Here is a 13,893-nt window from a genome sequence, read left to right as displayed (position 1 = left end):
CTCCGAGACTCGATACCCATTAATCTATCAAACAAATAAGAATTAAGAATTGGGGGTTGACAATCCCTGGGGCGATCTCCTACAATGAATCCGATGCGTCAGGCAGGACTTGTGTGCAATGCATTACTTGCTTATCTCTTTTTTCTGGATGTAGATTGAGCTTTCGCGAGGGTAATGGGATTGGCGAAGGCAATGTGAAACTTGATAAGATTCAAAAAATCCGGTGGGCTGTAGGCGGTGGGAATTGAAGCGGTTGGCGCACAGGGAATTTTAACCGGAGAGGTGGGAGGAGGGGGAGCATAGGGCAGTGTGGGGGATATTTTAGCTTGGTAGAGGGGCGATCGCGCCACTGGCAATGCCGAAGTTGCGGCGAGATCGCCGGTGGGGCATGGGGGAAAGGGAAGGGCATGTGCAACAAAACTTCCCAGTCAAATCGGGATCGAATTGGGGGTTGTCGGCATTGATTTCTGGCATGATTTTCGCAACACAGATGTGGGAGAATATTTTCTCCTGGCAATTTAACCCCGACAATAGTCATAGTTGTTACAATGAACGAGAAACTGGGCTAGGGTGGATTTAGCGGCGAAAGATCGGCAGAATCGAGCAGAAAAGGCACCGGTTGGTGGCGAGATGGAGACAAAAGAAAAACAGCGATCGCGATTGATTGAGAATTCTGCGAGATGTCCCATCGTAAAACAGCGCCATGTTTGGGCAAGATGAAAAAGAAACCAATCAAAGTTGGCCAGCGTCCTGAGAAAAAACCCCCTCTGGCATAAAATCCGGTCACACTCCGGAATTGCAAGGAGTTGCGGCAAAAAACCAGGTTGCCACAACTGTTTCTGGGTGGGAAAGCATCTTCCTGGCTTGCGCCAACTCGGATTGGTTATATTTGTGGTCTGACGGAGGTTGTGTAAGACATGAGTGACCTGTTCCAACTTGGCGACAAGGTAATCAAAGCCGAAGAGCTACTGGATTTGTTAAAACGATATCAATTAGAGCGGGATTTTTGTCGGGGAATCGTCATCGACAACGGGATAGCCGAAGCCAACATCTCTTGCACCGAAGAAGAGCGCATGAGGGCGGTAGAGGACTTTGCCGTGCAGCAAAAGCTGACCTCGCCAGAAGTTCGAGAAGCCTGGTTAAAAAGCCAAGGCATGACCCAAGAGATGATGGTGCAACAGGTAGAGCGAAAGCTGCTGATAGAAAAATTTAAAACCGCCACTTGGGGGCCAAAAGTGCAAAGCTACTTTATGTCGCGCAAAAGCAGCCTCGATCGCGTCGTCTATTCCCTAATTCGCACCCAAGATGGCGGATTAGCGCAAGAAATCTACTTTCGCATTTCCGAAGGAGAACAGAGCTTCGAAGATGCCGCCCGCCAATACTCCAAAGGACCAGAAAGCCGAACCGGGGGATTACTCGGACCGGTGCCAGTTAACCAGCCTCATCCGCTAATTGGTAAACTGTTGTCAATTAGTCAGCCCCGTCAACTATGGCCGCCAAGGCAATTAGATGTATGGTTTGTGATTATTCGATTAGAAAAATTTATTCCAGCTCAGCTAGATGACGCCATGCGTCAGCATTTAATCAACGAAATGTTTGAAAACTGGTTGCGAGAGCAAATTCAAAAACTTGGCTCCTTGCAACCTATCGGGTTAGGCGCAGCTTCTCAATCATGACATCAACCGTTACACCGTCTCAAATCGCAACATTTCTGGCTCAAACCCCGCCATTCGATCGCCTCGGGGATAGGGCGCTGCAAGACCTGGCATCCAAATGCCAACTGCTGCGCTATCGGACTGGTCAAGCCATCTTTGAACCGGGGAAAATGCCCACCCAAGTCGCGATTCTCTACGAAGGTCAAGCGCGGGAATTGGGTCGCGATAGCCGATCGGAAGCAATGGTCAGCTTGCGACTCGCAGGACCGGGAGAAATTCTCGGCTGGGCCTCCTTAGTGCGCGGCGTCGCCTCAGAAAGCGCGATCGCCTCCTCCGAACTGATTTGCATCACCCTCAGCGCCCAACACTTTCTCGATCGCCTCAAATCCGAACCCGAGTTGCAGCAAGCCTTTCAACAACAAGCCGCCCTGTGTGAAGTCTTTGCACTACTCTCAGCGGAACTGGAACGCAGGGCAGATGCAACCACCAACCTGAAAGAACTCACCCTGAAACTCTGGCCCGATTCGGTGGTAGTGAACTTGCCCAAAGGGAAAGTGGATTTCGGCCAATTAGAGCGCGATCGCCTCTGGTTCCTCAGTGGGGGAGCGATCGGCGAACTAGAAATCAGCAGCCCCCTGATGGTAAATGCCGAGAGCATCGGGAAGCTCTCCAGTCCCCAAGGAGCCAGAGTCGTCGGCTTACCCCCATTCGACCTCGCCGGTTCGAGCGCCCCCGCCGAACCCGTGGAAGCCGAAGTGGTGCCCAGCGATCGCCCAGTAGAGAGAACCGAGTCAGACATTCCCTACGCCCCCGATCGCCCCCCCGAACCAGAACCCGACGAAAAACCCACCCGAGGGAAAACCCGCTACCCCTTCGTTCGGGGGAAAGGCACCATCAATGGTACCGTCGCCTGCTTCGAGATGCTGGCGAAACACTACGGCATTCGCGTGCGCCGCGACGTAGTGCGCCGCGTATTGGACAATCAGTACAACACCCACGGAAAGCTCACCCTGCAATCTTGCGGCGCAGTTGCCGGCATGATGGGATTTAACGGTCAACTGGTCAATGTCCCCGGAGACCTACTCGGTCGCCTGAAAGCACCAGCCATGATTCGCTGGAAAGATAGCTTTGCCTTATTGTTCAGCATCAGCGATCGCGAAATCGTGGCCGCCATCCCCTCCCGGGGAATCGTCCGCAAAAAACCCAAGAAATTCACTCAACAGTGGCAGCTCGAAGCCCTCCCCCCCACCGATGGGCAGGAAGCAGACACCCAGCAAGTCCTGCTGCTACAGCCACCCCCCGAAGAAAAGCGAGAAAAATTCAACTTCTGGTGGTTCCTACCAGAACTGCTCAAATACAAAGGCATCCTCGTCCAAGTCTTTCTCGCCTCATTTTTCGTCCAGCTCTTTGGCCTCGCCAACCCCCTAATCACCCAGGTGATTATCGACAAAGTAATCGGCCAAAGAAGCCTCGAAACCCTGGATATCCTGGGAGCCTTAATGGTCGGCGTGGCGGTCTTTGAAGGAGCCCTAACCTGGCTCCGCACCTACCTGTTTGTGGATACCACCAACCGCATCGACCTCAGCCTCGGATCCCAGGTCATCGATCACCTCCTGCGACTCCCCCTGAACTACTTCGACCAGCGGCGCGTCGGCGAACTCGCCGGACGGGTGGGCGAATTGGAGCGCATTCGGCAATTTCTCACCGGAACCGCCCTCACCGTGGTTCTCGATGCCCTCTTCTCGGTGATTTATATCGCCGTCATGCTCTCCTACAGCTTGTTAATGACGGCAGTTGCCCTCGCAACCGTCCCCTTCTTTACCCTGCTCATCGTCTTCGTCTCTCCCATCGTCCAGCGACTCCTCCGCAAGCGCGCCGAGCGCTATGCCGATACCCAATCCTATTTGGTGGAGGTCCTCTCGGGCATTCAAACCGTGAAAGCCCAGACCATCGAGATGACCTCTCGCTGGAATTGGTACGATCGCTACGCTCGCTACATCAGTGCCGGCTTTAAAACCGTCCTGACCTCCACCAGCGCTAGCTCGATCAGTAACTTTTTGAATAAACTCTCCGGACTGCTGCTGCTGTGGGTGGGTGCCCACATGGTCTTGAGCGACCCCCCGCAGATGTCCTTGGGTCAGTTAATCGCCTTCCGGATTATTGCCTCAAACGTCACCGGTTCTCTGCTGCGCTTCGTCCAGGTGTGGCAATCTTTCCAAGAAACCGCTATGTCCGTGGAACGTCTGCGCGATATTCTCGAAGCTCACCCGGAAGCAGACGAACAAGACCGCAGCAATATTCCCTTACCCGAAATTGAAGGCGCGGTTCGATTTGAGGGCGTGTCGTTCCACTTCCCCAGCAGCAAGTCCCTACAGTTGGCGAATGTCAATTTGGACTTCGCTCCCGGTCAGTTTGTCGGCATTGTGGGGCAAAGCGGTTCGGGTAAGAGTACCTTGATGAAACTGTTGCAACGCCTCTACGAACCCACTGGTGGTCGGATTCTGTTGGATGGGTACGATATTAGTAAGGTGGAACTCCATTCCCTGCGGAGCCAAATTGGCGTGGTGCTTCAGGATACCCTGCTGTTTAATGGCACGGTCCAGGACAATATTTCCCTGACCAATCCCGATGCCACTACCGATCAGATTATTGACGCCGCCAAAATTGCTGTGGCACACGACTTTATTATGAGTCTTCCCAATGGATATAACACTGTGGTGGGGGAACGGGGTTCTTCCTTGTCTGGGGGTCAGCGACAGCGGATCGCGATCGCGCGGACGGTTCTGCAAAATCCCCATCTGTTAATTCTCGACGAAGCCACCAGCGCCCTCGACTACAATTCCGAACGCCAAGTCAGCGATAACCTCGCCGAAGCGTTTCGCGGTCGCACGGTCTTCTTCATCACCCACCGCCTGTCTACGGTGAGAAAAGCCGATACCATCCTAATGATGGAACAAGGTTCGGTGGTGGAAGAAGGCACCCACGACGAATTAATGGCGCTCAAGGGTCTCTACTACTGCCTGTATCAACAGCAGGAATCCCAAGTATAGAACGTCAGCGGGAATGAAGCTTGACCGAGCGAGGGGCATTTTGATTCCTCCGGATTGCTTCATTCTCGATTCCGACTCTCCTGTATTGTTACCCCTAATTCCTAACCCATAAGCACTATGAAATCAGCAGTTTTCGACCAACCTGTTATTTTAGAGCGATCGCCAATTTGGTCTAGCATATTCATTTGGTTAATTATTGGCATGACCACCTCGGGCGTGGCTTGGGCGGCTTGGGCTAAAGTAGACCAAGCCGTTCCCACCTCGGGCAAATTAGAACCCCAAGGTGCAGTGGTGGAAGTCAAACCCCCCACCGGTGGCGTGGTGCGCGAAATTCACGTGGAAGGGGGCGAACTGGTTAGAAAAGGCCAACTCTTACTCACCCTCGACCCCACCGCTTCGGTGGCAGATGTGGAATCCCTGAAAAAACAACGCGACGCCCTCAAACAAGAAAATCAGTTTTATATCGCCGCCCTCAATGGCAATACGGTGGGCGAAGCCGGCTCGGAACTGGAAAACCTCACCAAACTGCGCGCCAACTTAATCTCGGAAAATCAATTTTTACGCGCCCAGCTTTCCGGCGGCACCACTGCAGGCAATGGCGGCGAATTTGACCTCAACCAAGAACAATTGCTCGCCGCTAGCCAACAAGAATATCGCTCCCGCGTACAAGCCGCAAGACTACAGGTCGAAGAGCTGCAAAAACAACTCGATCAAATTAACAATCAGTTGCCCACCGCGCGCGGACAATTAGTCGTGTCTCGAGGACAATTAGAATCGGCGCAACGGCAATTAGAAACGGCAAAACGCCAATTACCCACGGCGCAAAGTCAAGTAGCCATTGCTACCCAACAATTAGCCACCGCTCAGGCTCAACTGCAAAACGCCAGAAGACAATTACCGAAAGCACAAACGCAATTGGAAAATGCTCGCCGCCAATTACCGCGCGCCATGCAACAGTTAGAAGTGGCTCGCCGTCAAATTCCCACGGCTCAAGCTCAATTGGCAACGGCGAAAAAGTCTCGCGATGTCAATCAAAGTATCATGGATCGCATCCAACCGGTGGTGGCAGAAGGTGCGTTATCTGAACTGCAACAAGAACGTCAAGCCCAAGAAATTTTGCGAAGCGAAGCAGAAGTCTCTAATCGCGAAGCAGAACTTCTGAGTCGTCAGCAACAACTAGCAGCACAAGAAGCGGAAATTATTAACCGTCAAAATGAGATTTCGGCGCGGGAAGCAGAAGTTCTGCGAAGTGAAAATGAGGTTTCGGCGCGGGAAGCGGAAGTTCTGCGGTTGCGAAATGAAATCTCGGCGCGGGAAGCGGAAGTTCTGCGAACTGAAAATGAAATCTCGGCGCGGGAAGGGGAAGTTCTGCGGTTGCAGAATGAAGTGCTGTCCCGTCAAGGGGAAATCGAGCGCCTGACTAATGAAAAACAGCGGATTAATGTGGCGATCGCTCGATCCCGCGAAGAACTGCAAAATACTCAGGCTCTCTCTCGAAAAGATATCCTCAGCAAAATCGCCGAAAACCAAAAACGCATCTCCGATATCAATGGTCAACTGAGTCGCAGCAAACTCGAAAATGACAAGCGCATCGCCCAAATTGAAGGTCAGCTCGAAAAGGCAAATCTACAGTTGCGATACCAAGAAATTAAAGCCCCCGTCAGCGGCTATGTCTTCGATTTGAAACCCAATGCTGAAGATTATGTGGTGGTCGAACGGATGCCGGAACCCCTGTTGAAAATCGTTCCGAATCAGGAACTCGAAGCGTCGGTTTACATCCAAAATAAAGATGTGGCAATGGTTCTCGATGCCCTCCGCAAGGCGAAAGCTGAAGGGGAAGAAGGTGTCCCGGTGGAAGTCAATATCGAAGCCTTTCCGGCGACGGAATATGGCACGGTTAACGGCATGTTAACCGGTGTGGGTTCTGATGTGTTGCCACCGGAACAAACTCGCCCCTACTATGCATTCCCCGCCACCATCGAACTGGATTCTGAAAAATTCTTGTTAAATAACGGATTGCAGGTGGAACTCCAATCTGGGATGGCGGTTCAAGCTAATATTAAAATTGGCAAACGCAGCGTTCTCCAGATTTTCCTCAGCCGCATGACGAACAAAGCCAGAACTATCGAAACGGTGAAGTAAACCGCGATTGTTTTCTCCGTCAAGATGACTTAAAAAGTCTGAATCGTAACGGTTCGGACTTTTTATTTTAAATAACTTGAATCTTGTCATACCGAATCGGGTGGAGAAAATTCGGATCGCATGGGCACCGCCACCTGACTACTTATGCCTTCAGAGGGATGAGTTTTGTCACGGAGTGTGATACACTGGTAATTATTTTGAGCAGTACGATAGGTCTGAAGTTATGGCACCCCAAGAGAAACGACTGGAAGGAGTCGAGTTAATTGACTGTGCAAAAGCCAGTGTAAATCAGGGATTGGAAGCTGCCGCACGACAATGCGGTTATGGGGACGATCTCAGTAGTTTTGAACGAGAACTGAAAAAAGCCGGTCAGAAAACGGGCATCGAAATTAATGATTTGACCGATTTAATTACCCCTCAGCAGCAGATGAAACAAGGCAAAGGAATTGATATTGCTCCAGATTCCCAGGGGAGTTTGTAGGAATTTTTGTGAAATTGGGGGTGAAGAAAAAGGGGGTCGGGATTTTGGGGTGGCTGCGATCGCCGCACTTCTGTTTCCCTACCCTTCACCGACGCTAGGGGATGGGCGATCGCCTCTCTTCCCCCCTCTAATTCCCCTGCCGAATGTATTCTATCCAGTAAGCTGCTGTGATTCCCCACACGGCATTAAACAATACCACAAATACGGGTTAACATCCCCAACTCCAACCCCATCATTCCCTGTTTCGCTTTCCCGGGAAACACTACTAACAATTGCAAGGGTTGGCCCTAAACTCAACACCAACCCTTTGCTTAACGGGTGGTTTTTCAAAATAGGAAGAAAAAACAAAACTCCCCACAATCCACCCCACACAATTCTCGGATAAAGCCAGTTTGGGGTCAGTGCCGGCGCGATATTTACCCCGAGGGCACTGGTAATCCATAATTGCCCAAATAACCACACGGTTAGGGAGTTTGTCAACCCTCCTAAAGCGCCCTCACTGAAAAATACCGTGGCTTGTCTTGCAATCTTGTTCGTCATTATTTCTCGTTGGCATTGGTATCTTTGCCTCACCGTTTAGGCGGTTTTACCACAATTTCCCCCACTTTTCTACCCCTCGCTTTATCTCTCTGACTCCTCCTGAATATCCCAGCGCAACAATCGCGGAATTTCTGACAAGTCTAAGAGGTAATTAATAACCCATACCCCGATTTCTAATATCAATAATCTCTGCACCCAAAGGGTTCCACTGTCTTCCCCAAGCAGCATCGCGCCCCTGGCTAACTGCCAAATTCGATAGGGAATATACACGAATGGCACCGTTACCCACACGCAAGATTGCAGTTGATTCAGGGTGACGCTTTCGGATAAGACTTGCAATCCGACAAGGAGCAAATACGGCGCGATCGCCTCCACCACAAGCCGGTTTCCTAAAAATACTCCCCACCACAGCAATGCCCCCACGGGCAGCAAAATCCCTACAATCAGCACGATATACAACCACGGCGTAAACCAACTCGGCAACGATTCGGGTAGGTGATAGGGCGGTAAGTTTCTCCACCTGCGCCAAAAAATCACAAAAAAAGAATTCGCGATCGCCAAAAACCCTATCGTTTCCAGCAGTAAATTATAATTCATAACGGCTAATCTACCCAACCTCCATATCGACAAAAACTATCGCCAAAAAAGCATCTTCTCCCCTACCAAGCGCTGCACTCAGCCCTTTCCCCCTGTCAGGAAGCATGCAAATTATTTGCCCAACCTGTAAACGCCATTAATCCCATTTCTACAACCGGACCAACAACAACCAACCACCAATGACAAATTACAAATGACCAATGACCAACAACAAATGACCAATGACCAACAACAAATGACCAATAACCAATGACCAATGACCAATAACCAATGACCAACTAAGAGTTCAACTTGTGTTGTCCCAGTTTCTTCAATGAGAGAACCAGAGGCAATAAATCTTTTTTGGTCACGTATTTGAGGTTGTTTCGTTCTAGGTTAGCGATCGCAGTTTTTAACTCTTCTATCTGCTGCTCGAACTCGGTTTTAGAAGAAGCAGGTAGCAAGCCGATTTCTTTTTGCATCTGAGCGATCGCTTCGGAAAGGCGGACTAATTCATCCCCCAATAATTCAATTCTCGCCGGTGGGGGCAAATTTTCCAAGCGATCGCCCAATTGGTTGACCAAATTGAGCAACTCGTCATAATGCTCTTCTAAATTAACAATAGTATGAGAGTGCAAATCAATTTCTTTATGAAGGCGCTCGATTTCGCCATGTTCCAAGGAACTGAGGCGACGTTGCATTTGACCGTGCAGGGCGTTCACCTTCTCAAAAAGTTCGGCGATCGCCGCTTCTAAAGAGCTGAGTTGCTCGGCATCGGTTTGCGGGGAAAGGGCCTCGAATCGGTGTTCCAGTTGGCTCAATCCTGCAGTGGCGAGTCCTAACTCTCGTTGCAATTCTTCAATTTGATGGCGTTCCGGGTGCCCTTCCATTTGGGAACTCAACCCATCGAGTTTTTCTTTCACCGCGCTGAGGGAGTGGGAATTCTCCAATTTTTTCACCATCCCCGTCAGGCGCTGCAAATAGGGTTTGATAATCTTTTTGTTATGCTGCTCTAACCGGGCCACTCGCGCGAGCAAGGGTTCGAGTTCCGGTGACAGCCGATCGCCAGTGGATTCCCTTCCGGAAGCGATCGCTTGCACTTCGGTTTGCAGGTGGGAAAAATTGTGCGAGAGTTGCGCGATCGCCTCTTGCACGTCACTGAAGTTACTCGGCAAATTGGCGTTGTCATCCACCGATTCGGTGGGGATGGAAGTAGGGCCTCCCTCTAGGGTTTCCCACAGCTTGGCGATCTGTTCTTGGAGCAGCAATAGTCGGACATTCACCGTCTCCCACTCGTCTTCTCTTACCGCATTATTCTCTAACCGTTGAGTCAGATTTCGCAACTGAGTCAGTTCGTCTTTAAACGGATCCAAGTCTACGGGGGGTGCGACGGGTTTTTCTTCCCGGGCGGCGTACAATCCATTCACCACCTGACGCAGGTCTGCAATTTGGGCGCTGGTTTCTTGTCCGTGCTGGTGCTTGAAGCGCGATCGCGATGCCAGATTTAAGGACAGGGCCAGGGTCAGGGGAGCCGCTGCATAGACGACCTGTCCGGACAATGCAGCGACAAAGGTGCCCACTGCAGAAACCCCCACGCTGGTCCATTCGGCCCATTCTTGCCAATGACGCTGGTGGAGGTTTTCCCGCAAAGCTTGAAAAGAAGGTTGGATATTTTGCATGGTTTGTGGTAAGATGCCAATTCCCTGGCCAAATCATAACAGCGATCGCGAGCCACAGATGGTGGGAGGGAGAAAATCCACCGGCCATCAATCGGCGATCGCCCCTAAAACGTTCCAAGCGGGAATCTGTATTCCCGCTTGTCGGTCAACTCATCGCCACAAATATCGCCCTTCCCCAACCTGGGGAAGGGTTTAGGCTACTGGGCGGTACAGGAGAGCTTGTTGAGAGTCTCCATCGCTTGGCTGTGATTGAGGGCATCGCCTTGGCGAGAAAACAGGTCGGCGGCGATTTGTAAATCCGCCATTGCTCCTGGGATATCGCCGATTTCAGCGCGAGCCAAACCGCGATTGTTGTAAGCCCCGGCATAATTTCCATTGAGACCAATGGCCCGATCGAAGTCTTCGATCGCTCCTTGATAGTCGGCTCGGGCCGATCGCGCCACGCCGCGATTGGAGTATGCCACGGCATCTTCGGGCTTCAAACTCAAGGCGGTGGTGTAATCCTCGATCGCGCCGGCATAGTCCCCTTGGTTATACCGCGCCAATCCGCGATTATTGTAAGCCACCGCATCGTGAGGATTCAATTGAATCGCTTGGCTGTAATCTTCGAGGGCCCGTGCGTAATCGCCAAGCACCCCGTAAGCTTCGCCTCGGTAAAAGTAAGCGCCGGTTTGTTCGGGAGTTAGGGCGATCGCTTGGCTGTAATCGGCGATCGCGCCTTGATAATCCCCGCCATCGAACCGGGCAAACCCGCGATTGAAATACACCACCGATTCTTGGGGATTGAGTTCCAAGGACCGGGAGTAATCGGCGATCGCGCCTTCAATATCTCCCATGTGAAACTTCGCCAAACCTCGGTTATTATACGCCGTGGGCTGGTTGGAATTCATCGCGATCGCTTGGGTATAATCTTCCACCGCCCCGGCATAATCCCCAATATCCAACCGCTCGAAGCCGCGATTGTAATAGGCGCTGGCATTGGCGGGGTTAAGAGTCGGTTCGCTAAACCGGGCGGTTAGCTCGCGAATAATCCGAGGATCGCTGGTTCGCAATCCCACCTCTCGTTCCGGTAACGCATCGCTGCTGCTGAGGAAGTGGTGCGTCGCCACCATCGCCCAAGCGTCGTCACGGACGATAAAGTTTTCGTGGGTGCCGAGAATCTTAAAGCGCAGTTGGTTGGGATAGCTTTCTTTCAGCGCTTCTAGCTCGTTGAGGGCATCGTACAATCCCCGCTTGACTACCGGATCGCTTTGCCAGCGTTCGTTAATCCGGATGGGAAATTCGCCGGCTTCGATATCGCGCAGATGACCCCACCCGATGTCAATTTGGGCACCGCGTTTTAGGAGTTCTTCGATTTTTTGCACCAGGGAATGGTCGATGCTGGCACGACTGAGCCAGGGACAGACGAGAATCAGCCGCTGTTGAGTGCTGTCGATCGCGGTTTCGAGTTGCTCGCGGATGCTGGGGCGATCGAAGACAAGCTGGTACTCGTGGGCTTGAATCCCTTGCAGCAATTGGTGGATCTGCTCGAGCTGCTGTTCGACGCTTTTGGCGATCGCCAGTCCCATATTTTTCCCATCCACACTCAGCAGTTCGGAGGCTTCTGGGTGGCTGACCATTGCCTGAATCTGTTGGGTGAGCTGTTCGAGTTGCGGATGCAGTTCTCCTTGGGGAATTTGCCCCGCAAATTCTCGCAGTTCGGTTTCGAGTTGTTCGATGTCGCGTTCGAGGTTTTCGATCCGCAGGGGGGTAACTTCGGAAAAGTTATTGGCGGATTCGCTGACGCGCGCTAGGGCGGCGTGCAAATCGGCGACCTCTTGGCGAAGGGCTTGCAGGCTTTCTGGTTCGGTGCCTGGGGTGGATTGACTGGGGGGAGGAAGTTGTTCGAGGTGCTCGTAGAGTTCGCTAACGCTTTCTCGCAGGGTTTGAATCTGCTCGAATTCGGGACGGGCGTTAAATTGCTCTATCAGGTCGTGGATTTGATGGGTGACTTCCCGATCGATGGTGGCGCTGAGCGCGCCGTTGGTTTGGGATTCATCCCCGTAGCGCAAACGTTGCAGTTGTTCGGCGAGTTGGCGCTGTTCTACCCCGGCGTTTTCTAGGCTTTGGTTTAACTCGGCGATCGCGCTTTCTACTTGGGCGATCTGTTCGCGCACTTCGGTTTTGCTGGCGAGTCGATCGCTGGTTTGGTCCAGTTGCGTCACCCTGTCGCTGATGTCTGCTACCGCTTGCTGCAGTTGGGTCAGCTCGTCTTGGGAGGCAATCCCCACGGCTAACTGGCTCAACCGCCCATCGAGTCCCTCGATTTGTTCGTGAATTTCGGGATAGGGCAAGCTGGAAAGCTCGTCTACTCGCTGTTGCAAGGTGGCAAAGGCGGTTTCTAGGTTCGCGATCGCCTCCGGTGACAGTCCGGCGCTGAGTTTGTCGTCGATTTTATCGCTTAAGGCGTTCAGGGAGCTTTCCCAAGACCCCTGTTCTTGTTGCACGCCGACGAGTTGTTCGCGCAGTTGCGCTAGGTCTTTGGTTTGTGCCTGCATCTCGTCTTGCAGCCGATTGAGGTTTACGGCTTCGAGTGGCTCGATCCGTTGTTCCATCTCGGCGATCGCTTCGGCGACGGATTCGGCTATCTTGGCAAGGGATTCTTCTACCCCGGTTAAATCTACCGGTTGGATCGCCGATGCTGCTTGGCTCAGGTTCTGTTCGCCTAAGTGGTCTTTCAGTTCTGGCAATAGGGCGATCGCGCTGGCTAATGCGCTTCGCAATTGTTCCACTTGCTCGATCTCTGGCTGCTGGGCGACTTTCTGGCTCAGTTCTTCGAGCTGATGGCTCAGATTCCGCACCGGGGTGACGGCATCACTCAGGGCGTTTTGTCGGCGATCGAGCTCCTGAATGGCGCTTTCTAGGGCGCTGATTTTTTCTGGATCCCTTTGTTGATTCTCGCTTAAGCGCAGTTGCGCCAGTTCTTGGTTTGACTGTTCGAGTTGCTGCTTGATGCTGCTGAGGTCTCTCTCCTCTAGAGTATCGAGCTGCTGCTGTAGTTGGGAAATTTGCCCGAACACTGGGGTCAAATCCGTGCTGGGCGAGGGGGTTTCAATTTTCGAGACTCTGTTTTGGAATTGGGCAACTTTGCTGTTGATTTGCGCGATCGCCGCTTCTAAGCGTTCGATTCCCGCTGTTCCTTTACCACCGGCTTCTACGGCGTCTAGGCGGGCGATCGTCCCGCTGAGGCTCTCTTGCACGCTGGCATAGTTTTCCCGCAATCGGGCAATGTCTTGTCGCAAGGGATTTAGCTCGAGTCCCTTGGCTAGGGAAAGGGTGGTTTCCACCTGCTGCTGCAGGGCCTCTAGGGTCTCGGAATGTTTGGCTACTGCTGATTGCACGAAGTTAAATTCGCTGTCGGTGGGCAATCCATTGACGCGATCGCGCAACGCTCCTACCTCTTGGGACAGTTGCTCGTTGACTTGGCTGACCTTGTGCGCCGCGAGTTTCTCCTGCGCTAACCGACGGCGGTTAGCTAGATTAATCACCACGGATAGAGATAGAGGGGTCGCTGCATAGATAATCTGCTGCGACGCTACTGCGGCTACGGATCCGGCGACGGATCCCGCAACGGAGACATATTCAAGAATGTCTAGCAAACTTGGCTTAGTCATTTTGAATTGAGGGGCTGATAGTGATTGCTTGGAGGCTTTTTGTTATATGCGGTTCATTTTAACTCGCTTGCCATCCACCCGATCGTCCCAAAAGAAGCGATCGGATTCTTTTCTGCT

Annotated in this window: 10 protein-coding genes; 5 read left to right on the top strand and 5 right to left on the bottom strand. The window is 52.2% G+C overall.

Annotated features, from left to right (window positions below; translation table 11 throughout):
* Nucleotides 1-321 precede the first annotated feature (321 nt).
* Nucleotides 322-474 carry a hypothetical protein gene (locus tag LKK83_RS14590; protein ID WP_324631920.1) on the bottom strand — a complete coding sequence of 51 codons (153 nt, stop codon included), beginning with the start codon at nt 472-474 and terminating at the stop codon, nt 322-324.
* Between the two features lie 443 nt (nt 475-917).
* Here LKK83_RS14590 and LKK83_RS14585 point away from each other — a divergent pair, with 443 nt between their 5' ends.
* The 4 genes from LKK83_RS14585 (at nt 918) to LKK83_RS14570 (ending at nt 7,328) form a co-directional block, all read left to right on the top strand.
* On the top strand, nt 918-1,676 hold the full coding sequence (locus LKK83_RS14585; RefSeq protein ID WP_324631919.1) for a peptidylprolyl isomerase: 759 nt from the start codon (nt 918-920) through the stop codon (nt 1,674-1,676).
* The gene (locus LKK83_RS14580) at nt 1,673-4,705 is read left to right on the top strand and encodes a peptidase domain-containing ABC transporter (RefSeq protein WP_324631918.1); all 3,033 of its coding nucleotides are present in this window, start codon (nt 1,673-1,675) and stop codon (nt 4,703-4,705) included. Before LKK83_RS14585 ends, LKK83_RS14580 begins: the two co-directional genes overlap by 4 nt.
* Before the next feature lie 117 nt (nt 4,706-4,822).
* Nucleotides 4,823-6,847, top strand: a complete 2,025-nt coding sequence (locus tag LKK83_RS14575) for an HlyD family efflux transporter periplasmic adaptor subunit (protein ID WP_324631917.1) — start codon at nt 4,823-4,825, stop codon at nt 6,845-6,847.
* 223 nt (nt 6,848-7,070) lie between these two features.
* Nucleotides 7,071-7,328 (top strand): hypothetical protein, encoded by a 258-nt coding sequence (locus LKK83_RS14570; RefSeq protein ID WP_324631916.1) that lies wholly within the window; start codon nt 7,071-7,073, stop codon nt 7,326-7,328.
* 150 nt (nt 7,329-7,478) lie between these two features.
* On the opposite strand, the gene LKK83_RS14565 is transcribed toward LKK83_RS14570, so the two are convergent.
* The 3 genes from LKK83_RS14565 to LKK83_RS14555 form a co-directional block, all read right to left on the bottom strand.
* Entirely contained in the window at nt 7,479-7,868 is a 390-nt protein-coding gene (locus tag LKK83_RS14565) for a hypothetical protein (RefSeq protein WP_324631915.1), read from the bottom strand.
* 81 nt (nt 7,869-7,949) lie between these two features.
* Complete coding sequence (locus LKK83_RS14560; RefSeq protein WP_324631914.1) at nt 7,950-8,465, bottom strand: DUF7733 domain-containing protein; 516 nt, start codon at nt 8,463-8,465, stop codon at nt 7,950-7,952.
* A gap of 278 nt (nt 8,466-8,743) precedes the next feature.
* Nucleotides 8,744-10,123, bottom strand: a complete 1,380-nt coding sequence (locus LKK83_RS14555; protein WP_324631913.1) for a hypothetical protein — start codon at nt 10,121-10,123, stop codon at nt 8,744-8,746.
* 13 nt (nt 10,124-10,136) lie between these two features.
* Here LKK83_RS14555 and LKK83_RS14550 point away from each other — a divergent pair, with 13 nt between their 5' ends.
* The gene (locus tag LKK83_RS14550) at nt 10,137-10,319 is read left to right on the top strand and encodes a hypothetical protein (RefSeq protein ID WP_324631912.1); all 183 of its coding nucleotides are present in this window, start codon (nt 10,137-10,139) and stop codon (nt 10,317-10,319) included.
* Nucleotide 10,320: 1 nt separating this feature from the next.
* Here the strand turns inward: LKK83_RS14550 and LKK83_RS14545 are convergent, their stop codons facing one another.
* Complete coding sequence (locus LKK83_RS14545) at nt 10,321-13,776, bottom strand: tetratricopeptide repeat protein (RefSeq protein ID WP_324631911.1); 3,456 nt, start codon at nt 13,774-13,776, stop codon at nt 10,321-10,323.
* Nucleotides 13,777-13,893 lie beyond the last annotated feature (117 nt).

This window comes from Phormidium sp. CCY1219, assembly GCF_035615515.1.
Taxonomy (GTDB): Bacteria; Cyanobacteriota; Cyanobacteriia; order Cyanobacteriales; family Laspinemataceae; genus CCY1219.
The sequence above is the reverse complement of the archived record's forward strand: the minus strand, read 5'-3'. Positions and strand labels throughout refer to the sequence as shown.

What these genes read in the sequence shown, in the direction of transcription:
- LKK83_RS14590 (WP_324631920.1), bottom strand. Translation starts at nt 474, where the DNA reads ATGCCAGAAATCAATGCCGACAACCCCCAATTCGATCCCGATTTGACT.
- LKK83_RS14585 (WP_324631919.1), top strand. Translation starts at nt 918, where the DNA reads ATGAGTGACCTGTTCCAACTTGGCGACAAGGTAATCAAAGCCGAAGAG.
- LKK83_RS14580 (WP_324631918.1), top strand. Translation starts at nt 1,673, where the DNA reads ATGACATCAACCGTTACACCGTCTCAAATCGCAACATTTCTGGCTCAA.
- LKK83_RS14575 (WP_324631917.1), top strand. Translation starts at nt 4,823, where the DNA reads ATGAAATCAGCAGTTTTCGACCAACCTGTTATTTTAGAGCGATCGCCA.
- LKK83_RS14570 (WP_324631916.1), top strand. Translation starts at nt 7,071, where the DNA reads ATGGCACCCCAAGAGAAACGACTGGAAGGAGTCGAGTTAATTGACTGT.
- LKK83_RS14565 (WP_324631915.1), bottom strand. Translation starts at nt 7,868, where the DNA reads ATGACGAACAAGATTGCAAGACAAGCCACGGTATTTTTCAGTGAGGGC.
- LKK83_RS14560 (WP_324631914.1), bottom strand. Translation starts at nt 8,465, where the DNA reads ATGAATTATAATTTACTGCTGGAAACGATAGGGTTTTTGGCGATCGCG.
- LKK83_RS14555 (WP_324631913.1), bottom strand. Translation starts at nt 10,123, where the DNA reads ATGCAAAATATCCAACCTTCTTTTCAAGCTTTGCGGGAAAACCTCCAC.
- LKK83_RS14550 (WP_324631912.1), top strand. Translation starts at nt 10,137, where the DNA reads ATGCCAATTCCCTGGCCAAATCATAACAGCGATCGCGAGCCACAGATG.
- LKK83_RS14545 (WP_324631911.1), bottom strand. Translation starts at nt 13,776, where the DNA reads ATGACTAAGCCAAGTTTGCTAGACATTCTTGAATATGTCTCCGTTGCG.